The 20438-nt window shown below is 70.8% G+C and carries 19 protein-coding genes; 8 read left to right on the top strand and 11 right to left on the bottom strand.

Annotated elements, in window-relative coordinates; genetic code table 11:
• Nucleotides 1–76 precede the first annotated feature (76 nt).
• The 4 genes from ABFY20_RS01620 (at nucleotide 77) to ABFY20_RS01605 (ending at nucleotide 5682) form a co-directional block, all read left to right on the top strand.
• The gene (locus tag ABFY20_RS01620) at nucleotides 77–1441 is read left to right on the top strand and encodes a glycosyltransferase (RefSeq protein ID WP_368498205.1); all 1365 of its coding nucleotides are present in this window, start codon (nucleotides 77–79) and stop codon (nucleotides 1439–1441) included.
• Nucleotides 1438–2856: an NAD(P)/FAD-dependent oxidoreductase gene (locus ABFY20_RS01615; RefSeq protein ID WP_368498204.1), complete on the top strand. Its 1419-nt coding sequence runs from the start codon at nucleotides 1438–1440 to the stop codon at nucleotides 2854–2856. Before ABFY20_RS01620 ends, ABFY20_RS01615 begins: the two co-directional genes overlap by 4 nt.
• A gap of 58 nt (nucleotides 2857–2914) precedes the next feature.
• The gene (locus ABFY20_RS01610) at nucleotides 2915–4372 is read left to right on the top strand and encodes an aminobutyraldehyde dehydrogenase (RefSeq protein ID WP_368498203.1); all 1458 of its coding nucleotides are present in this window, start codon (nucleotides 2915–2917) and stop codon (nucleotides 4370–4372) included.
• A gap of 110 nt (nucleotides 4373–4482) precedes the next feature.
• Nucleotides 4483–5682 (top strand): acyltransferase family protein, encoded by a 1200-nt coding sequence (locus ABFY20_RS01605; protein WP_368498202.1) that lies wholly within the window; start codon nucleotides 4483–4485, stop codon nucleotides 5680–5682.
• Here ABFY20_RS01605 and ABFY20_RS01600 read toward each other — a convergent pair.
• Both ABFY20_RS01600 and ABFY20_RS01595 read right to left on the bottom strand, forming a co-directional pair.
• On the bottom strand, nucleotides 5656–6606 hold the full coding sequence (locus tag ABFY20_RS01600; protein WP_368498201.1) for a helix-turn-helix transcriptional regulator: 951 nt from the start codon (nucleotides 6604–6606) through the stop codon (nucleotides 5656–5658). The genes ABFY20_RS01605 and ABFY20_RS01600 overlap by 27 nt on opposite strands.
• Before the next feature lie 34 nt (nucleotides 6607–6640).
• Entirely contained in the window at nucleotides 6641–6940 is a 300-nt protein-coding gene (locus tag ABFY20_RS01595; RefSeq protein WP_368499846.1) for a rhodanese-like domain-containing protein, read from the bottom strand.
• 116 nt (nucleotides 6941–7056) lie between these two features.
• Between ABFY20_RS01595 and ABFY20_RS01590 the strand changes: the two genes are divergently transcribed.
• Genes ABFY20_RS01590 through ABFY20_RS01580 form a run of 3 tightly spaced genes read left to right on the top strand, consistent with a single transcriptional unit; the run spans nucleotide 7057 to nucleotide 9470 of the window.
• Nucleotides 7057–7620: a hypothetical protein gene (locus ABFY20_RS01590; protein ID WP_368498200.1), complete on the top strand. Its 564-nt coding sequence runs from the start codon at nucleotides 7057–7059 to the stop codon at nucleotides 7618–7620.
• Nucleotides 7621–7671: 51 nt separating this feature from the next.
• On the top strand, nucleotides 7672–8838 hold the full coding sequence (locus ABFY20_RS01585; RefSeq protein WP_368498199.1) for a sensor histidine kinase: 1167 nt from the start codon (nucleotides 7672–7674) through the stop codon (nucleotides 8836–8838).
• Nucleotides 8835–9470, top strand: coding sequence for a response regulator (locus ABFY20_RS01580; protein WP_368498198.1), 636 nt, complete (start codon nucleotides 8835–8837; stop codon nucleotides 9468–9470). The genes ABFY20_RS01585 and ABFY20_RS01580 overlap by 4 nt, the downstream gene beginning before the upstream one ends.
• A gap of 12 nt (nucleotides 9471–9482) precedes the next feature.
• On the opposite strand, the gene ABFY20_RS01575 is transcribed toward ABFY20_RS01580, so the two are convergent.
• The 9 genes from ABFY20_RS01575 to ABFY20_RS01535 form a co-directional block, all read right to left on the bottom strand.
• Nucleotides 9483–11477 carry an amidase gene (locus tag ABFY20_RS01575; RefSeq protein ID WP_368498197.1) on the bottom strand — a complete coding sequence of 665 codons (1995 nt, stop codon included), beginning with the start codon at nucleotides 11475–11477 and terminating at the stop codon, nucleotides 9483–9485.
• Nucleotides 11478–11544: 67 nt separating this feature from the next.
• Complete coding sequence (locus ABFY20_RS01570; RefSeq protein WP_368498196.1) at nucleotides 11545–11916, bottom strand: VOC family protein; 372 nt, start codon at nucleotides 11914–11916, stop codon at nucleotides 11545–11547.
• Nucleotides 11917–12021: 105 nt separating this feature from the next.
• Nucleotides 12022–12723 (bottom strand): helix-turn-helix transcriptional regulator, encoded by a 702-nt coding sequence (locus tag ABFY20_RS01565; RefSeq protein WP_368498195.1) that lies wholly within the window; start codon nucleotides 12721–12723, stop codon nucleotides 12022–12024.
• Nucleotides 12724–12760: 37 nt separating this feature from the next.
• Nucleotides 12761–13123, bottom strand: coding sequence for a DUF202 domain-containing protein (locus tag ABFY20_RS01560; RefSeq protein WP_368498194.1), 363 nt, complete (start codon nucleotides 13121–13123; stop codon nucleotides 12761–12763).
• Nucleotides 13120–13494 (bottom strand): YidH family protein, encoded by a 375-nt coding sequence (locus ABFY20_RS01555; protein ID WP_368498193.1) that lies wholly within the window; start codon nucleotides 13492–13494, stop codon nucleotides 13120–13122. Before ABFY20_RS01555 ends, ABFY20_RS01560 begins: the two co-directional genes overlap by 4 nt.
• On the bottom strand, nucleotides 13491–14480 hold the full coding sequence (locus ABFY20_RS01550) for a formylglycine-generating enzyme family protein (RefSeq protein ID WP_368498192.1): 990 nt from the start codon (nucleotides 14478–14480) through the stop codon (nucleotides 13491–13493). Before ABFY20_RS01550 ends, ABFY20_RS01555 begins: the two co-directional genes overlap by 4 nt.
• A 69-nt stretch (nucleotides 14481–14549) precedes the next feature.
• Nucleotides 14550–15809, bottom strand: coding sequence for a sulfatase (locus tag ABFY20_RS01545; protein ID WP_368498191.1), 1260 nt, complete (start codon nucleotides 15807–15809; stop codon nucleotides 14550–14552).
• Nucleotides 15806–17302 (bottom strand): sulfatase, encoded by a 1497-nt coding sequence (locus ABFY20_RS01540; RefSeq protein ID WP_368498190.1) that lies wholly within the window; start codon nucleotides 17300–17302, stop codon nucleotides 15806–15808. The genes ABFY20_RS01545 and ABFY20_RS01540 overlap by 4 nt, the downstream gene beginning before the upstream one ends.
• Before the next feature lie 45 nt (nucleotides 17303–17347).
• Nucleotides 17348–18781 (bottom strand): sulfatase-like hydrolase/transferase, encoded by a 1434-nt coding sequence (locus ABFY20_RS01535; protein ID WP_368498189.1) that lies wholly within the window; start codon nucleotides 18779–18781, stop codon nucleotides 17348–17350.
• A 103-nt stretch (nucleotides 18782–18884) separates the two neighbouring features.
• Between ABFY20_RS01535 and ABFY20_RS01530 the strand changes: the two genes are divergently transcribed.
• The gene (locus ABFY20_RS01530) at nucleotides 18885–20420 is read left to right on the top strand and encodes an ABC transporter substrate-binding protein (RefSeq protein ID WP_368498188.1); all 1536 of its coding nucleotides are present in this window, start codon (nucleotides 18885–18887) and stop codon (nucleotides 20418–20420) included.
• The last annotated feature ends 18 nt before the right edge of the window (nucleotides 20421–20438 follow it).

The following is a 20438-nucleotide window of genomic DNA, read 5'->3' as shown; positions in this document are numbered from 1 at the left end:
CGCTGACATCGCGCACCTCTGGGCCTACTCTTTCTTTACATCCGCATTCAAAGAACTATTGCGCAGGAGCGATGAGATGACCGGAGAGCAGTACACCTTCCTCTTCATGCCGGAGAGCGCCTACGGCCCTACGAACAACTGCATCGGCATCGGCAACGAGCTGCTGCGCCGCGGGCACCGGGTGGTGTTCGCCGCCGAGGCCTCGTGGGCGGGAAAGCTCACCGCGCTCGGCTTCGAGGAAGACCTGGTCGACCTCGCGCCTCCCGCCGAGTCGGCGGGCCCGGATGCGCCGGAGCCCGATGCCGGGGCGTTCTGGAAGGATTACATCCGCGAGATCTCGCCCGAGTTCGCCAGGCCCACCGACGCCCAGCTCGACACGGTCATCCGACCCATCTGGGAAGAGCTCGTCGAGGGCGCGAAGTACTGCCAGCCGGCGCTCGAGGCCATCATCGAGCGCACGAGGCCCGACGCGATCGTCGAGGACAACGTGCTGCTCTTCCCGGCACTGGCCACGGCCGGCGTGCCGTTCGTGCGGATCGTCTCCTGCAACCCGCTCGAGGTCCCCGGCGACTCGATCGCCCCCGCCTTCTCGGGCCTCGCCGAAGACGACACCGCAGGACACGCCTCCTTCCGTGCCGAGTACGACCGCACCCACCGCGAGCTGTGGAGCTCGTTCGACGCCTGGGTGCAGCAGAACGGCGCCGCGCCGCTGCCCGAGCTCGAATTCCTCCCCGAGGGCGACCTCAACCTCTACGTCTACCCCGAAGAGCTCGACTACACCGACGCCCGTCCGCTCGGCGCCTCGTGGCACCGGCTCGACTCCTCGGTGCGGGAGACGGATGCGCCGGCCGGCCTCCCCGAGGCTTTCCTCGACGGTGCGAGGCCGCTGGTGTACTTCAGCCTCGGTTCGCTCGGCAGCGCCGACGTCTCGCTGATGCGGCGCGTGATCGGTGTGCTGGCGACCCTGCCGTACAACCTGATCGTGTCGAAGGGTCCGCTGCACGACGAGATCGAACTGGCCGAGAACATGTGGGGCGCCGAGTTCCTGCCGCAGACCTCCATCATCCCCGCCGTCGACCTGGTGATCACCCACGGCGGCAACAACACCGTCACCGAGGCGATGCACTTCGGAAAGCCCATGGTGCTGTTGCCGCTGTTCTGGGACCAGTACGACAACGCCCAGCGGGTGCACGAGCGCGGCTTCGGGCGGCGCCTGTCGACCTACTCCTTCACCGACGAGGAGCTCGCCTCGGCGCTGGCCGAGCTGCTCGGCGACACCGCGCTGCGCGAGCGCGTCGCGGCCGCCGGCGAGCGCATCCGGGCCGCCGACGGCGTGCGCCGGGCCGCCGACCTCATCGAGGCCGCTGCCGCGGGTGCCGCGGCGAGCGCCGCTGCCGCGGGCGCGGGCACCGCCGAGCTCACCGCGGAGGGCCGCTCGTGACCCTCGACGCGGGCCTCTCCCCCGACGTCGCGCGCTCCCTCGCCGACGCCGAGCCCACCGTGTTCTGGACCGACCAGCCCGACGCCCCCGCCCCGGGCGAGCCGCTCGCCGCCGACATCACCGCCGACCTCGTGGTCGTCGGCGGTGGCTTCACCGGCCTCTGGTCGGCCTGGCGCGCCCTCGACCGCGACCCGGGTCTCGACGTCGTGGTGCTCGAGGCCGAGCACATCGGCTTCGGCGCCAGCGGGCGCAACGGCGGCTTCGTCGCCGCCTCGCTCACCCACGGGCTCGCCCACGGCAAGCACCTCTGGCCTCGCGACCTCGACGCCCTGCACGAGGAGGGCGACCGCAACCTCGCCGAGCTGGTGCAGCAGATCACTGCCGCCGGGATCGACTGCGACCTGCGCCTCACGGGCAAGACCACGCTGGCGATCGAGCCCTGGCAGGTCGATGCCCTCGGCGAGGCCGCCGCGCTCGCCCGCTCGTTCGGCGAAGACGTCGAGCTGCAGGATCGCGCGACGGTGCAGGCCGACGTGCACTCCCCCCGCTTCCTCGCCGGCCTCCGCGCCCGCGGCGGCACCGCCATGGTCGACCCGGCCCGTCTGGCCTGGGGCATGGCCCGCGTTCTCCGCGAGCGCGGCGCCCGGGTGTTCGAAGCGACCCCGGTGACCTCGATCGAGCGCTCGGCGGGCGGCATCCGGATGCGCGCGAACGGACGCACGGTCACCGCACGCCGGGCCGTGGTCGCCACCGCTGCCTACCCCTCGCCGCTCAAGCGGCTGCGCACCTGGATCATGCCGCTCTACGACCACGTGCTGATGACCGAACCGCTCGACGCCGAGCAGCGCGCAACGCTCGGCTGGAACGAGCGGCAGGGGCTGACGGATGCGGGCAACCAGTTCCACTACTTCCGGATGACCGCCGACCACCGCATCCTGTGGGGCGGATGGGACGCTCTGTACTATCGGGGCGGCAAGGTGAGCCCCGCGCTCGAGCAGAACGACGCCTCGCACGGGCTGCTGGCGCGGCAGTTCTTCGACACCTTCCCCCAGCTGGCCGGGCTGCGGTTCACGCACCGCTGGGCGGGCCCCATCGATTCGACCACCCGCTTCACCGCCGCCTACGGCACGGCGCTCGGCGGCGACCTCGCCTATGCCGCCGGGCACACCGGGCTCGGGGTGGGGGCGGCCCGGTTCTCGGCCGACGTCGCGCTCGACCTGCTGGCCGGCGAGCCCACCTCGCGCACGCGGTACGAGATCGTGCGCAAGCGCCCGTTCCCCATCCCGCCGGAGCCGTTCCGGAACCCCATCGTGCAGTTCACCCGCTCGCGCATCCTCTCGGCCGACGACCACGAAGGTCGTCGGGGCCTGTGGCTGCGCACCCTCGACCGTTTCGGGCTCGGCTTCAACTCCTGACCCTCCTCCCCCCGCTGCGGAACGACCCCGCAGCGACCAGACAGAGAGACACACGACCATGACCTCAGGGACCTTCATCGGCAACGAGTACCGCGCGGGAGCGGGCGAGACCGTCGAGCTCATCGACCCGTCGACCGGCGCCGCCGCCTCGACCCTCACCCAGTCGGGCACCGGTGACGTCGACGAGGCCGTCGCCGCCGCCCGCGCCGCCGCACCCGGCTGGGCGGGCCAGACCCCGGGGGCCCGCGCGCGCATCCTGCTGAAGCTCGCCGACGCGATCGAGGAGAACGCGGCCGAGCTCGCCGAGATCGAGACCCGCGAGTCGGGCAAGCCCTACCTCACGGGCCTCGACGGCGAGCTGCCGTTCGCCGCCGACAATCTGCGGTTCTTCGCGGGTGCGGCGCGCTCGCTCGACGGCACCGGCGCCGGGGTGTTCAGCGAGGGCTTCACCTCGGTGCTCACCCGGCGGCCCGTAGGTGTGGTCGCGGGCATCACACCGTGGAACTTCCCGCTCATCATGGCCGTCTGGAAGGCGGGGCCGGCGCTGGCCGCCGGCAACTCCGTCATCCTGAAGCCCGCTCCGCCCACCCCGGGCACCACCCTGCGGCTCGCCGAGCTCGCCGCCGCCTGCGGCCTGCCGGCCGGGGTGCTCGGTGTGGTCACCGGCCACTCCGAGGTCGGCAGCGCGCTCGCCGGCCACGCCGGGGTCGACATGGTGAGCGTCACCGGCTCGACAACCACGGGCAAGGCGGTGATGCGTGGTGCCGTCGACGGTGTAAAGCGCGTGCACCTCGAGCTCGGCGGGAAGGCGCCGGCGATCGTGTTCTCCGACGCCGACATCGCGCCGATGGCCCACGCGCTCGCGCTCGGCTCCACCTACAACACGGGGCAGGACTGCACGGCCGCCACCCGCGTCTACATCCAGCGCGACAGCTTCGACGACGCCGTCGCCGCGCTGCGCGCCGAGCTCGAGGGCATCACGGTCGGCGACCCGATGGATGCCGGAACCGACGTCGGCCCCCTCATCTCGGCGCAGCACCGCGACCGGGTGCACGGCTTCGTCACCCGCGCGGTCGCCGAGGGCGCCGAGGTGCTCACCGGTGGGGCGCCGCTGGAGCGCGCGGGATCGTACTTCCCGCCGACGCTCATCGTGGGGGCGCCGCAGCACTCCGAGATCGTGCAGGGCGAGGTGTTCGGGCCGGTGCTCGTGGCGCTGCCCTTCGAGACCGAGGAGGATGCGATCCGGCTGGCCAACGACAGCGCCTACGGTCTGGCGTCGTCGGTCTGGACCACCGACGTGGCCCGCGCCATCCGGGTCAGCCACCAGCTCGACGTGGGCGTGACCTGGGTGAACGACCACCTCCCGATCGCGTCGGAGGCGCCGCACGGCGGCGTGAAGGGCTCGGGTTTCGGGAAGGACATGTCGATCGAGCCGCTGCTCGACTACTCCGTCACCCGCCACCTCATGATCCGCCACGCGGCTCCCCCGGCCACCACGGGCTACCGCCCCGCCTGACCCGTCGGGCGCCCCCGCCCACCCGTTCTCCCGTGAAAAGTGCGTGAAGACTGAGTTCTTCACGCACTTTTCGGGGGAGAAACGGGGGATGTGCGCGTAGGGTCCCCGGCATGCCCGCACGTCCGACGCTCGCCCCAGCCCCGACGGCCCCAGCGGGGGCGGCGGGGGCGGCGGGTGCCGCGGCGGCGGTGCTGCCGTCGCTGACGGGGCTGCGGTGGGTGACGGCGATGCTCATCTTCGGCGATCACGTGATGGCCGTGCAGTACTTCGCAGGAGGGTCGGCCGAGCTCTGGGCGACGTTCTTCGCCCCCGGGTCGGCGGGGGTGGCGATGTTCTTCGTCCTCTCGGGGTTCGTGCTGACCTGGTCGCACAAGCCGGGGCAGCGCCCTGGCGACTTCTGGATGCGCCGCGTCGCGCGGGTCTACCCGACCCACCTGGTCGGTGTCGCCCTCGCCGTCGTCGTCGGCGCGACCCTCGTCCCCGTCATCGCCACGACCGCCGTCGCACCGTTCGTCGCCGACATCGCGCTCGTCAGCGCCTGGAACCCGGCCTGGTGGCAGGCGGGCAACCCCGTCAGCTGGTCACTCGTGTGCGAGGCCTTCTTCTACCTCTGCTTCCCCCTGCTCATCCGGGTGCTCTACCGGGTGAGCGTGACCGCCCTCGTCGTCACCGTCGCCCTGTGCTCGGTCGTCACCGCCATCGCGCCGTGGATCGCCGGTGCCGCCCCCGATGCGCTGGCGTCGTACTCCTCGCCGATCCTGCGGCTCCCCGAGTTCGTGGTCGGCATCTGCGCCGCCTTGCTCCTCCGCAGCGGCGCCTGGCGGCCGCCGCGCCCGATGACCGCCGTCGCGTTCGCGGTCGCGGGTTACCTCGCCTCCGCCGCTCCCGCCCTGCCCGCGACCGAGGTGTCGCCAGGGCCGGCGTTCGCGGTGCTCGCGTTCACCCTTCTCATCGCCTCGCTCGCCGAGAGCGACCGGCGCGGCCTCCCGACCGGCCTCACCACGCCCCTCTGGCAGACGTTCGGCCGCGCGTCCTTCGCCTTCTACGTCGTGCATCTCCTCGTGATCGGCGCTCTTGCCGCGCCCTGGCCCGACGGGCATCCGCTCCTCCCCTGGCCCCAGGGCGCCCTGCTGACAACCCTCGCCCTCGCCGTGGCGGTCGCCCTGGCGCTCCTCATCCACCGCGGCGTCGAGCTGCCGATGCAGCGCGCCATCCTCCACAGCTACCGCGCGAAGGCCCGCCGCAGCGGTCGGCCGGACGACGCGGGGCGCCGGGTCGCCGCGTCAGCGGGCGAGCGTGTGGCGGGGTGATTCGCCGAAACGCTCCCGGTAGGCGATGGCGAAGCGGCCGAGGTGCGTGAAGCCCCAGCGCGCGGCGATCGAGGCCACGGTGGTCTCGTGGGACGCGCTCGCGAGCAGATCGACGCGAGCCCTCTCGAGGCGCTCCTGCCGCAGGTACACGGTGGGCGTGATTCCCAGGTGGCGCTGGAAGGCCTGCTGCAGCCCTCTCGGCGAGAGCCCGGCGGCCTCGGCGGCATCCGCCGGGGTCACGGGCTGGTCGGCGTGGGCCTGCAGGTGCTCCATCGCCGCACGGAGCCTGGCGTTGCGGGGAGCCAGTACCTCAGGAGACGGGCGGGCACGGTCATGCGGGAACACCGCGAGCATCGCGAGCACGGTGCGGCGGGACATCTCGGCCATCTGCAACGGGGTCGGACTCCCGCCGAGCACGAGCGCCGCCCCCTCGTCGACGACGGCACGCCACGCGATCAGGTCGGCTGCCGACGGCGTGGTGGCGAAGTGGAAGCGAACCGGCCCCTCCACCACTCCCTCCACCTCGACGGCGATGCGCTCGAGGTAGGCGCCGTCGAAGGCGAGGATGCTCTGCCGGAAGTCGAGGGTCTCGAATTCGAACGGCGCATTGGAGGGGAAGATCCACGGCGTGCCGCTGCCCCACGTCGCCTCCTGCCGGTTCATCGTGACCGTGGCGCCCCCGGAGTGCAGCCAGGTGACGAAGTAGTCCGGGCTCGCCTCCAATCGTCCCCGCACGCGACCGCCCATCGCCGACGACCGGAACGACATCTCAGCCGTGCCGGCCATCGTGTGCCGGTAGGCGAAGCTCTGCCCGGTCTTCTCGATGCGGAAGTCGGCGCCGTGGTACCCGCTCTCGTAGAGCTGCTTCGCCGCGTCGACGTCAGCACCTCCGAGGCTGAACCTCTGCAGCGCCTCGTCGTTCATGATCGAATCATGCCAGACGGTCGCTGAGCGACCGCTAGGCGGGCTCGACCGGGTGCCCGCCCGACCGCCAGGCCGAGGTGCCGCCCGCGACGTCGACGGCGTCGACCCCGGCGGCGGCGAGCGCCTCAGTGGCGCGGGCGCTGCGCCCGCCGGATTGGCAGATGACGTGCACCGTCGTGTCGGTGGGGATCTCGCCGAACCGCTCGCCGAGCTGCGACACGGGGATGTTCGTCGCGCCTGGCACGTGACCGCTCGCGAATTCGTCGGGTTCGCGCACGTCGATGACGTGGGCGTCGTTCAGAGCGGCGAGTTGGTCGACGGTGATCTGCTGCATGATCTCTCCAGTCTGCCGGGTGCCGGGGTGGTTCACCAGCCGCCTGGCGTCGATCTCCACCCGGGTTCCACCCTGGGGTGGTGGATGCGTGGCCTCCGCGGCGGGATCGTGGAGCCATGACGCCTCCCGACCTCACCACCATCGTCCTCCTCCTCGCCGCGCTCGTCTGGCTGAGCATCAAGCAGACCTCCTGGTCGGCGGTCGACCCCGCCCGCCTCTTCCGTGGACCCACCGTGCTCGCCGTCGTCGGGGTCGCGATGATGGTCTCCGGCGGCCAGACCGCCGCGTTCGACACCACAGACGTCGCGCTGCTCGTACTCGAGCTGGCCATGGGGGCCATGGTCGGCGCGCTGATCGGTCTCGTCGCCCACCTGCGGCCGATCAGCGACGAAGGGCTCGCCGCCTGGCGGGCACGTGCGGCGAAGCATCCGGGCACCACTCCCGGTGCACGTCGCGCCACGCCCCCGCTGTTCGAGACCCGCAACGGCTGGTTCGGCCTCGTGCTCTGGCTCGCCCTCATCGCCGCCCGCATCGGCTTCACCGTCTGGGAGTCGTCGGTCGGCGGGCACCTCGCGCAGGCCGGAGGGGTCCTGCTGGTGCTGTTCGCGGTGAACCGCGCCGTGCGCTCGGGCGTCATCCTGTGGCGCGCATCGCGCGGACCGATGCGCTCGCTCGCCTGAGCGGCGACTCGGATGCTGCACCGGGCACACGGAGTACGGCAGGATTCGAGGATGAGCACGGCGCCACCGACCTCGGCCGGCACCAGGAGCCCTCTGTCGAGGGCCCTGGCGCTCGTCGGTGTCGTGCTCATCGGCTGGGCCGTCGTGTTCGGCGGGCGCGAGCTCGCACCCTGGGTGCCGGCGGCGACCGGTGTGGCCCTCGCCGCCTGGGTCGCGATCGCCGCCCTCCCGGCCCGGGCTCCGGCAGCGGTGCGGATCGTGGCGCTCGGCATCCTGGTTGCGGGCGGCTCGCTCGCCGCCGTCCCCACCTCGATGATCACCGTGGTGCCGATGATCGTCGGCCTCGTCGGTCTCTTCGCCGACACCTCGCTGCCCTGGGCTGTCGGCGGGGTCGCCGCCGTGGCGTGCGCCGCGGCGATCGCCGTCGTCTCCCTGATCACCGCCCCGCCCCTCGGGATGCTCGTCGCGGGCCTCGGGCTCGTGCTGCTCGGCGTGCTCCTCGGGGTGACGAGACGGCAGCAGGCCGGCGCGCGGCTCGCCGAGCAGCGCCTCGTCGAGCAGCGCCTCGCCACCCAGACCGAACGCGCCCGTTCGGCCGCCCTCGACGAGCGCGCGCGGATCGCCCGCGACCTGCACGACACGCTCGCCCACTCCCTCGGGGCCCTGGTCGTGCAACTGGATGCGCTGGAGGCGCTCGTCGAGGCCGGCAAGACCGACGACGTGCTCGCCCGCGCCCGGGCGGCCCGGGCGATGGCCGCCGACGGGCTCGACGAGGCCAGGCGCGCGGTGCTCACCCTCCGGGAGGAACCCGCGGGGAAGGTCGAGGCGGCGACGCTCGAGCAGCAGGTGGCTGCGCTCGTCGCGCAGGAGCGCTCCCTCGGGGTCTTGATCGACGGTGCGATCGAGCTGGAGGGCGCCAGGCTCACCGCCGCGTCGGCCGAAGCCGTGCGGCGAGCCGCGCAGGAGGCCCTCACCAACGCCCGCAAGCACGCCCCCGGCCTGCCGATCGCCCTCGACCTCCGGCACGCAGGCGGTCGGGTCGTGCTCACCGTGTCGAACGCGATCGGGGCGACCGCGACGACTCCCCTCGCCGCCTCGGGAACCGGCTCCGGCCTCGCGGGCATGCGCGAGCGCGCCGAAACGCTCCCGGGGGCCCGCTTCGAGGTCTCCCGGGACGCCGGCCGCTTCACGATCCGGATGGAGGTGGTCGCCTCATGATCAGAGTCGCCGTCGTCGACGACCAGGCCATCGTGCGCGACGGCCTGGTGACCGTGCTGGGCCTCCTCGACGGCATCGAGGTGGTCGGCGAGGCGGAGGACGGGCTCGCGGCGCTCGAGCTGGTGGCCTCCGCGCAACCGGACGTGGTGCTGATGGATCTCAGGATGCCCCGGCTCGACGGGGCCGCCGCGACCCGGCGCATCGTGCAGGAGCACCCCGGCACGGCTGTGCTCGTGCTCACCACCTTCGCCGACGATGAGTCGATCGCCCAGGCGCTCGGCGCCGGCGCCCGCGGCTACCTCACGAAAGACGCCGGGCGCCAGCAGCTCGAGGCCGCCGTGCGCGCCGTCGCCTCGGGCCAGACGACACTCTCGCCGCTCGTGCGCGACGCGGTGCTCTCCGGTGTGTCCCGCGGCGGCACCTCGGCCGCGGCGGTGCGCCGGCGCATCCCGGCCCTCACCGAACGAGAGGCCGAGGTGCTCGGGCTCATCGCCGACGGATGCACGAACACCGAGATCGCCGCCCGCCTCGTGCTGAGCGTGGCCACGGTGAAGAGCCATGTGAACGCCGTCTTCGCCAAGCTCGGCGTGGAGACCCGCGCCCAGGCGGTGGCACGGGTGCTGCAGGGATGACCGGGGAGGCGCTCACTCCCTCTGCGGAAGCGGAATGAGCGAGAGTGACGCCGCTGCCGGGGTCGTGCGCACGACCACCATCATCTCGTCGAACAGGCGCTTGCGGGCGAGCGAGACCCGACCCCGGTAGACACCGTTCTCCCCTTCGGCGCGGCGGAGGATGTGACCGTCGGCCCACACCTGCGCGGACACCGGCGCATCGGCGGCGAGCCGCACCTCGACCTCCCACGACCGCTCCTTCGCGACGACCACGACGGTCTCGGGGGTCGCATCCGCCCCTGGATCGCCGGCGGTCAGCCCTTCCCGCAACTCGATCTGGTTCGACGGGAGGGTCGGCGTGAGGAACGCGGGCTGCCGCCGCCGCGTCGCCCGCTCGTAGGCCGAAGCGTGGTCGAGCAGCGCGTCGTCGCTGTAGGCGGGCCCCGCGAAGGTGAGCCCGACCGGCATCTGGAGGTCGCCCATGAAGCCCATCGGCACCGTGACGGTCGGGATGCCGAGGTGCCTGATCACCCGGTTGCCGTTCGAGTACACGACACCGTTGCGCGAGGCCGCCTCGAGACTCTCCGGTCGCTCGAACAGATCGACTCGCCCGACGTCGCCCGCCGCGGGGAAGACGATCAGATCGAGACCCTGGTCGCGCATCCACTCCTCGAAGTCGACCCGGCGTGCCTCCTCGAGGCCGCGCAGCAGGTGGTCGAGGCCGGGCACCTCGTCGTAGCTGCCCGGCAGGCCCTGCTTCACGAGTTCGGCGAGCCGCTGCCAGTCGAAGCCGCCCCTGGCGCGCGTGATCCACACCGGCACAGGCGCATCCTCGACCGGGAACACGGTGTCGCCGTCGACGTCGGCCCAGGAGTGGAGCCCGGGGTCGGCGTTGTCTCGGAGGAACCCGTCGAGCGCCATGGCCGTCACCGGACCGCCCTCGAGGGCCCGCCAGGTGGGCGGCACGAGCCCGCGCTCGGCGAGCCCCTGGGCACCCGGCCGGTCTTCTTCGTAGTTCGACACGACGGGGAAGTCGACCTCGACCACCTCGGCGCCGAGCGCCCGCAGGTCGTCGGCAGCACGGTCCCACAGGGCCCGCACCGAGGGGCGGATGACGGGCGGCACGAGCGGCACCCGGTCTTCACCGATGTAGAGGCGGGGCACACCGATGCGCAACCCGTCGAGTCGTTCGGGCCGCGGTCGGGCGAGCGGATGCGGGAGCACCGACTCGGGCGACGGCAGCTCCACGGCCGTCTGCTGCCGCCAGAAGTCGCCCGAGCGATCGGGGTCGTCGACGGCGAGCACGTCGAGCACGTGGAGCAGGTCGTCGACGGTTCTGGTGTGCGGCACCACGACGTCGCAGCTCGGCCGCAGCGGCCAGTTGCCGCGGATCGACAGCACCCCACGCGACGGCGTGTAGGCCACGAGGCTGTTGTTCGAGGCGGGCGCGCGCCCGGAGGAGACCGTCTCCTCGGCCATCCCGAACGCGCACAGACTCGCCGCCGTGGCGGTGCCGGAGCCGTTCGACGACCCCGATCCGTACGCGGCCGTCAAGAACTGCGGGTGGTACGGGCTCCTGGCGTAGTCGTAGACGCCCGGCTGCATCCCCCCTGCAGCCATCGGCGGCATGTTCGTCTTGCCGAGCAGCACCGCGCCCGCCGCACGCAGCTGCGCCACCGTCGCGGCGTCCTCCGTCGCCACCAGCTCGGCCAGGGCAGGGCTGCCCGAGGCCACCGTCAGCCCTTTCACCTTGTAGCTGTCCTTGACGGTGAACGGAACGCCCTCGAGCGGGCCGGCCCGCCCTGCGCGCCGACGGGCATCCGACGCCGCCGCCTGCTCGAGGCAGCTCGGGTCGAGCACCGCGATGGCATGCAGGCAGAGACCGGTGCGGTCGTAGTAGGCGATGCGGTTGAGGTATGCGGTGACGAGCTCCACACTCGTCACCGCGCCCGTTTCGAGGGCGTCGAGCATCTCGGCGATGCCGAGCTCGACGACGTCGACGGTGCGGGAGGTCTCGGCGCTGGTCATGCTCTTACTATCGCTCAGAACCCCCCGCTCGCGCGCGCCCCGCCGCCGGGCCGCGGCATCCCTCGCCTCACCCCGCCGGACGGCTGAACAGGTTGACGACATTCCCGTCGGGGTCGCGCACCAGGGCCGACCGGTTGCCCCACGGCATGGTCGTCGGAGCGAGCACGACGTCGGCGGCGGCGGGATGCAGCGCGGCGAAGTCCCCGTCGACGTCGTCGACCTCGAACTCGATGAGGACCGAGCGATTCGCTGCGGGTTCCATCGCACCGCCCAGCATCGCGACGGTCGACACGTCGGCGATGGCCAGACTCGCGCCCGGGCCGCCGAAGTGCGCGAAGGGCGGCGCGGGCCGCTCGGCCTTCTGACCGGTGATCCTCTCATAGAAGGCGACCATGCCGTCGAGATCGGCGGTGACGATACGGATGGATGCGAACGACATGGACACGGGGGTACCTCCGGATGCGATGGGGACGTGAGAGAACCACGATCGCCCCCGGGCGCGACGACGTCCTGTCGGTGTTTCGGCAGATGCTCCGCGCTCGGCTCAGTCCCAGTCGACGACCGAACGCAGCCGCCCGTACTCGATCGCGAGATCGGAGGCGGCGAGTGCGCGCCTGACCGGGCGCTCGTCCGTGATCTCCAGTGCGAGCATCCGGTCGCTGCGGAAGGCGCGCACGCCGTCTCGGGTGCGGCACCAGGCGACGAGGTACCAGGCGCCGTCTCTGTCGATCGACCCGAGGGGTTCGACCTCGCGCCACGACTCCGCTCCGGTGCCGTCGCGGTAGTGCAGTCTGACGACGCGATCGGCGAGCAGCGCTCGAGCGAAGTCGGCCGGCGCCGCGGCGGTCGGCGTGTCGTCTTCGAGGAAGTGGATGCGCGAGCCCAGGGCGACCGCCCGGGCGGAGTGATCGTCGGGCATGGCCGCGAGCGCCTTGCGGGCCGCGGTGCGAGCCGCGTGGCGGAAGGGGCTGTGCCGGAGGCCACCGAGGCCGATCAGCACGGCGAGCGCTTCGTCGAGGGTGAACCGCATCGGCCCGAGCGTCGCGGTGGCGTCGATGACGTACCCGCCGGTTCTGCCGGGTTCGGCCCAGATCGGCAGTCCCGACTCCTGCAGCGCCAGCATGTCGCGCTCGATGGTGCGGCTCGACACCTCGAACCGCACGGCGGGGCGCCGCGCGCTCGAGGGGCGGGGCGACGCCGCCCTCAACTCCTCCACGAGTCCGAAGAGCCGATCCGTGCGGTTCACCCTTCGATTATGCGCCGGTCGCCCGGGTGCCCCGCGCTCAGCGGTCGACGGCGAGGAAGGAGAACCCCGTCGCCGCCATCGCGATGACGAGCGCGAGGGTGAGCGCCGCGGCGGCGACGCAGAACACGGTCATGGCCGCGATGAGCCTCCCGCCCGCGAGGGGCGTGCGGTCGCCCTCCTCGGTGAGCAGGCGGTGGTGGGTGTCGTAGCGCCGATGCACCGCCCAGAGCAGAGCCCCCGCCGCGAGCAGGCCGGCGAGGCCAAGGGCGACGGCCCAGGTGCCGAACACCTCGGGCAGGATGCGCATGGCGACGAGCGATCCGACGAGCAGCGCGAGGGCTGTGCGCCGCCAGGCGAGGGCGGTGCGCTCGGGCTGGAGCCCGGGGTCGAAGACGCTCACACGAGCACCCCGACCAGCACGAGCACGCCCACCACCCCGACGACGATCGCGAGCGGCAGCGCGAGCGGTGCACTCGGCAGCGGTGTGCCGAGGCGCAGCGCGCGCTCGGTACGCATCCAGCCGAACCAGCCCTGCAGGGGGGTGAGGAGCCCGGCGACGATCAGGATGAGCGAGGCGGCGAGCCGGAACCCGGGGTGGATGCCGAGACCGAGGGCCTCGAGGGCGACGCCGCCGGCGAGGAACGCGAGGCCCGTGCGGATCCACGCCAGGAAGGTGCGCTCGTTGGCCAGGCTGAACCGCGCATCCGGTTCACCGCCGCGCCCGAACACCGACGACGGGAACCGGCGCTGCGGCTTCTGCTCGTCGCTCATGCGGCGACCTCCAGGGCGACGGTGCGGAAGCCCGCGTTCCCCATCGACGAATCGGGGGTGTTCTGCGACCGCGCCGAGTTGCGATACCGGTTGCAGTACGAGATGTGGCACAGGTAGCTGCCGCCGCGCATCACCCTCGCGTCTCCGGTCTCGGGGCCCGCGGGGCCGTGCACCGGCGAGTCAGCGTAGTAGCGGGGCGAGTACCAGTCCGAGCACCACTCCCAGACGTTCCCGACGGTCTGCCAGAGGCCGTACCCGTTCGGCTCGAAGGTGCGCACCGGGGCGGTGGTGAGGTAGCCGTCCTCGACCGTGTTCTCAGCAGGGAACCGGCCCTGGAAGATGTTCGCCCGCCAGCCCCCGGCATCCACCTCGTCGTCACCCCACGGGTACTTCGCACCGACGAGACCACCACGGGAGGCGTACTCCCACTCGGCCTCGGTGGGCAGCCGTCGCCCGGCCCACGCGCAGTAGGCGACGGCGTCGTTCCAGCTGACATGAACGACCGGATGCTCGCCGAGCTCCTCGATCGACGACTCCCGGCCTCCCGGGTGGCGCCAGTCGGCTCCCCGCACGCCGAACCACCACGGGGTTCCCGGTGGTCGGCCCACGATGTCGTCGGGCGCGGCGGCGAGCGCGAGATGGAAGACGGCGGAGAAACCGAAGGTCTCCGCCTCTGTCGCGTAGCCCGTCGCCTCCACGAATCGCGCGAAGGCGTCGTTCGTGACCGTCGTCGCGTCGATGCTGAACGCATCGGTGCGCACCTCGTGCAGCGGCACCTCGCCGTCGGCGGCGTTGCGGTCGCCCGAGGAGTCGCCCATGGTGAACGAACCCGCGGGAACGAGGATCTGCTCGACGGGGTGGGGCGACTCCGCGCGTTCGGGCTGCGAGGCGGCTGCGCTCGGCGGGGCCGATCCGATCGTCAGGAACTGCGAGCGGCCCGGAGCGCCGCAGGTGCATCCCGGCCCGCACCCTGACTCGTCACTCATGCGCCCATCCCTTCTCGCGATGCTTCCAGTATCCCGTGCGTGGCAGAGGGCCCCGGCACGGCCACCGCGTCACTGGGGGTGATTCCGAGCCGCCACGCCCGCACCCAGATGGTCGTTCCCTCGGGTATGCTCGAGCTCGGGTTTCCCTGGACCGGTGGCCCGCCGCTGCACAGGGGTCATCACATCAGGAACGAGCCCGGCAGCGCGTTGACGCGCCTCGCCGTTGACTGCCGTTCTGAGAGCGCGCCAGGTCGGGAAGCGGTCGGCGAAGTGCTGATACTGCAGCGGCGAACGGTCTGGGTGGCGGTGCCGGATGAGGCGGTACCGCTCATCGCGCACCGTGCGCGAGCTGTCCTGCTGCTCGTCCATGCGATCACGACCGCCGAAGGCGTACTCTCCCTGCTCGACCGGTCGGCCCTCTCCATCGAACAACGGTGAGAACTGGACGTGCTCGGGCACGGGCAGTCCGGCCAGCGTGAGCATGGTGGGGCCGAGGTCGGCGAGATGCACGACGTCGGTGCGCACCTGACCCCCGGCCAGGCGTGCCGGCCACCTCACGATCATCGGCACTCGCAGCCCCGCTTCGGTGGCAGCGCGTTTCATGCGGGGCAAGCCGGCTCCGTGGTCTGACCAGAAGACGACGATGGTGTCGTCGGCGAGTCCGTCGTCGTCGAGCTGCCGGAGCAACCCGCCCGCCCACGCATCCATCACCGACACGAGATCGTGATACCGCGCCCACGCCTTCCTGAACTCCGGAGTGTCGAGATGGTAGGGAGGAACGGGTACCGACGCCGGGTCGTGCCGATGCGCTTCCGGCAGGCCGGCGGTGATGCGGTCGAACTCCGCGTCGGCCAGGTAGAGCTGCGCCTCGTGCGTCGCCATCCCGTGGAAGACCGCGAAGAACGGCGTCTCCACGTCGGGCCGGCCGCGCCAGTGCGCCGTGTCGGAGCACTCGTCGAAAGCCGTTCCGGGGAGATGCACCTGCAGATCGGTGAACCAGTTGTTGGTGGCGTAGTAGCCCGCCATACGGAAGTACTCCGAGAGCAATCTGACCTCGGGCGGCGGCACCGCTTTGGTGCGCATGTTGTGAGTGCCGATGGAGATCGGGTGGCAGCCGGTCATGAGCGCCGACCTCGATGGGGCGCACACCGGCGTCGTCGCGAACGCCTGGTCGAATCGCACCCCCTCCGCTGCCAGTCTGTCGAGGTTCGGCGTGCGCGCGGCATCAGCGCCCGGCCAGACCCCTGCATAGGCGCCGAGGTCGGGGTTGATGTCGTGCGTGGAGATCCAGAGGATGTTCGGCCTGCGCGCACCGGGGTCGCCGTTCATCGCGGGCCGGTGGGCACGACCGGGTTCATGCCGGGCGACTCGGTGAACCGTGCGATCACGGAGGCCCGCTCATCCGCATCGGGCTGCCTGCCATCCCAAGGCTCGTCACCCACTGCCGCCTGCGCCTCAAGCATTCGTTCTTTGAGGCCGTCGCGGATCTCGGCGTAGGCGGGGTCGTCGTAGACATTCTTCAGTTCGTGCGGATCGACCTCCAGGTCGAACAGCTCCCACTCGGCCGGGTATTCGAAGAATCCACTGCCCGGCAGCCCGTACCCGGTGTTGTAGTAGTAGATCAGCTTGTACCGGCTGTCGCGGTAGCCGTAGTGAGCCGGCGCCTTGTGGAACCAGTCGTCGTTCTCCCAGTACCGGTAGTACATGCCTTCGGCGGGCGGGCTCGACGGCCGGCCGACGAGGTCTCCCCAGAAGCTCCTCCCCTGCATCCGCTCGTGCGGCTCCACTCCCGCAGCGTCGAGGATGGTCCGGGCGAAGTCGACGTTCGTGACGATGCCGTCGTGCACCGTACCAGCCGGGATGGCACGCGGATAGCTCATCACGAGAGGCATCCGCAGCGACTCCTCGTACATGAAGCGCTTGTCGAACCAACCGTGATCGCCGAGGAAGAAGCCCTGGTCGGAGGAGTACATCATGACGGTGTCCTCGAGGTCACCACGCTCGCGCAGCCAGTCGGTGACCCGGCCGACGTTGTCGTCGACGGAGGCGACGCAGCGGAGGTAGTCCTCCATGTAGCGCTGGTATTTCCAGAGCGCGAGCTCCTCGTAGCTGAGGCCCTCGGGCGGGTCGACCTTCAGGTCCTCGCTGTTGATGTAGTCGGCGATCGACATGAGAGCACGGCGGGCCGACGCCGAGCGGGTACTCATGTCGTCCCAGAACGTGCCCGGCACCGGGATCGGGTCTGAGTACATGTCTTTGTGCTTCTCGTCGGGCTCCCACGGACGATGGGGCGCCTTGTGCCAGATCAACAGGCACCACGGCTCGTCGCCGTCGAGGCTCTCCACCCAGCGCAACGCGAGATCGGTGATGACGTCGGTCGCGTAGCCGGGCTCATGGCGCACCCCGTCGGGCGACAGGAAACGCGGGTCGAGGTACTCCCCCTGATTGATCAGCACGTCCCAGTAGTCGAAGTTCTTCGGGTTGGACAGCTCCTCCTCTCCCATGTGCCACTTGCCCACGATGCCGGTGCGGTACCCGGCGGCCTTCAACTGCGAGATGAAGGTGGGCTGGGAGGCGTCGATGGGCGTCCAGAGCGTGGTGACTCCGTTCACGTGGCTGTAGGTGCCGGTGAGGATGGACGCGCGGCTGGGCGAGCAGAGCGAGTTGGTCACGAAGCAGTTGTCGAGCCTCACCCCGGCGTCGGCGATGGCATCGATGTGCGGGGTCTCGTTGACGACCGAGCCGTAGGCGCCGATGGAATGCGCTGCATGGTCGTCGGTGAGGACGAAGACGATGTTGGGGCGTCTCGGTGAGTCGGTCACCTTGTTCTCCTTCGATGGTGATGCGGATGGTGGTGGGCGCGACGCTCAGACGGCGCCGGTGCGGCCTCGGGTGCGGTCGAAATCGTCGGCGTCGACGACTCCGACGGGAAGGCGCGCGGCCGCGGTGGAGACCGTCTCTGCGAGGGCCTCCGCCACGTCGGAGTAGGACGGGTCGTGGATGCGGTTCACCCGCTCGTTCGGATCGAGGACCGTGTCGGCGAGAAAGGCCCCGGCTTCGTCGACGCTGACCGGCTCCCCCGCCCTTCGAGTCGTTGCGTCGAAGCGGTAGCGCACGGTGCGGGCGCAGACTCGCTGGGGCCAGCCGCGTCCGTCTCGCCAGCCGCCCTCGTCGCGATTGGGGAAGGCCCGGCTCGACGGCTCTCCGTACCCGATGACCGACAGCACCGTGTCGGGGGCAGGGTCGGCGAAGAGATCACGGCCCGTCATCGTCGACGCGCGGGGCAGCCCGGCAAGCCCCAGCACGGTCGTCGCGAGATCCTCGCTCACGGCGAGGTCGCCGCGTCGCTGCCCGGCCGGCAGAGTACCCGGCCAGGAGATGATGAGCGGCACACGATGACTCTCCGGCGCGAAGGTGTGCTTGGCGAGGATGCCGTGCTCACCGAGCGAAGCACCGTGGTCGGTGCCGAGCACCACGATCGTCGACTCCCGCAGCCCAGCCAGGTCGAGCGCCTCGAGGATGCGCCCGACCTGATCGTCGAGCCAGGCGACGCAGCCGTGGTAGCGCTGGAACGACAGCTGGAGCTCGTCGTCGCTGAGCTCGGCTCCTCTGGTGAGCCTGCCCCACTCCCGCTCGAACTCGTTCTGCGCGGCGTCGGGGTCGCGTGGCACGTCGAACTCGACCCCCTCGTACCGACTCGCCCACGGCTCCGGCACGACCATCGGCTTGTGGGGCTGCACGTAGCTGGCGCGGAGCAGGAAGGGCGACTCGCTCGCAGCCAGGGCCGTGATCACCGATTCGGTGATCACCTCGGAGCCCGTAGCGGCCCCTGCGGGGAGCACCGCGTCATAGACGTGCCCGATACCGGGCGAGCGCCGCATCGGCACTCCGTGAGCGCGGGCGACTGCGAGCAACTCCGGCATTCCCGAACCGGTGTGGTCGTCGAGCTGCCAGGGCGACCGTCCCCCCGGGAGGTGCTCTTTGCCGTAGCTGGCCGTCGACCAGCCGGCCGCGGCGAAGATCTCGGGGAACATCTCGGGAGGCTCGAATCCGGCCGGCGTGTACCCCTCGTTGTTGACCACCCCGCTGATGAGCGGACTGACCCCCGAGAGCATCGCCTGACGAGCAGGCACGCAGACGGGCGACGACGCGAACGCGCGCTCGAACAGCACACCGGATGCGGCGAGCGCGTCCATGTTCGGGGTGCGTACCTCGGGGTGCGCATTCCCGTAGCACGAGAGGGCGTCTGCCCGCAGCTCGTCAGCCATGATCCAGAGCACATTGGGTCGACCCTCGGTCATCTTCATCGCCTCCTCGCGAAATCTGCACTTGCAAACCTACTATCTACTCACTAGGTTTTTGCAACAGCACCAATCTCTCACCGATGAGGAGTGAACAACAACGATGTTGAAGTCCCGCAGATTCAGGTTGCTCACCGGCGTCACCGCCGGCGCCGCCGCCCTAGCCTTGACGCTCACCGGCTGCCAGTCGGCAGTCAACTCCGCCGCAGAGGCCTCCTCGACCCCGGTCGCCGGCGGAAGGCTGACCATCGCGCAGAGCTCCGATGCGCAGCCCAACAACGTCCAGTCCGGCCGCCTCGGCAATTTCTCCTGGGCAGCGAACGTCTTCGAGACGCTCACACTCCTCGACGCCGACGGCGATCCCCAGCCGCTGTTGGCGAAGGAGTGGAAGGTCGCCGACGACGGACTCTCCATCGACATCACACTTCGCGACGACGTGACCTTCCAGACCGGGCGGCAGATGACCGCAGACGACGTGAAGTACTCCTTCGAGACGGCGGCCGAATCCAGCTCGCAGACCTCCTACATCGCGAAGATGTTCTCAGGGATCGAGGTGACCAGCCCGACCGAGCTGACCATCACCTTCTCCGCACCGATCCCGAACCTATTCGACTTCTTCGAACAGACGTTCATCCTCGACCAGGAGACCGCGGCGGGCCTTGCCGACGGATCCCAAGTGGTCGGCACCGGGCCGTTCACGTTCACCAGCTGGACTCCGGGATCGGAGTTGAAGCTCGATCGCTACGACGGCTACTGGGGCGACGAGCCCCTGCTCGACGGGATCGACGTCGCCGTCATCACCGACAGCACCGCCATGCTGAATGCCGTGAGAAGTGGTCGCTCCTCCGTAGCCATCGGCATGAACCCGCAAGACGTGAACTCGATCGGCGCGAGCAGCGGATACACCATCGTGAACACCTCCGGCAGCGTCTACCCCTTGGGAATCGACGTCAGCCAGGCGCCGTTCGACAAGGTCGAGGCTCGCCAGGCGCTCAACTACGCGATCGACCGGGACCGCATCGCGTCGCAGGTCTTCGGCGATGCAGCCACTCCCACCGATGTCTTCTGGGACGAGACCTCCACCGACTATCCGTCCGATCTCGACGACTTCTACAGCTACGACCCCGACAAGGCCAAGGAGCTTCTCGAGGAAGCGGGAGCGACGGGCGCAGCCGTGACGATCAACGTCATCAGCATTCCAGCGAACGCCAGCGTTGCGGAGATCGTGCGCAACAATCTCGAAGAAGTGGGTTTGAACCCGACCATCAACGCCGTCGACACACAGACCTTCGGCCAGAACCAGATCGCCGGTGAACTCGGACAGGTCTTCATGCCGCTGCACGGCCTGAACGGTCTCGCGCCCATCACTCTCATGAACACTCTGCCCTCGCTCCGCAAGGGGAATCCCTCCAAGTTCTGGACCCCTGAGTACGAGCAGCTCCGGAACGACCTTCTTGCCGCAGACGAGGCCGGTTACGGCGACGCCCTGCACGCACTCACGGAGTACATGCTCGAGCAGGCGTTCTCCACCAATGTCGTGCGGGTCGACGGCCAGTTCGTCCAGGCCGACGACGCCCAGGATCTGTCCTGGAGCACCCGGGCCTACCTCGACGCCTCGAAGGCGTTCGTCACCCAGTGATCCACCGGAGGGCGCTCG

Origin of the sequence: Herbiconiux sp. A18JL235 (assembly GCF_040939305.1) — a bacterium.
GTDB lineage: Bacteria > Actinomycetota > Actinomycetes > Actinomycetales > Microbacteriaceae > Herbiconiux.
Note: the sequence above shows the minus strand (reverse complement) of the source record. Positions and strands in the feature narration are given on the sequence as shown.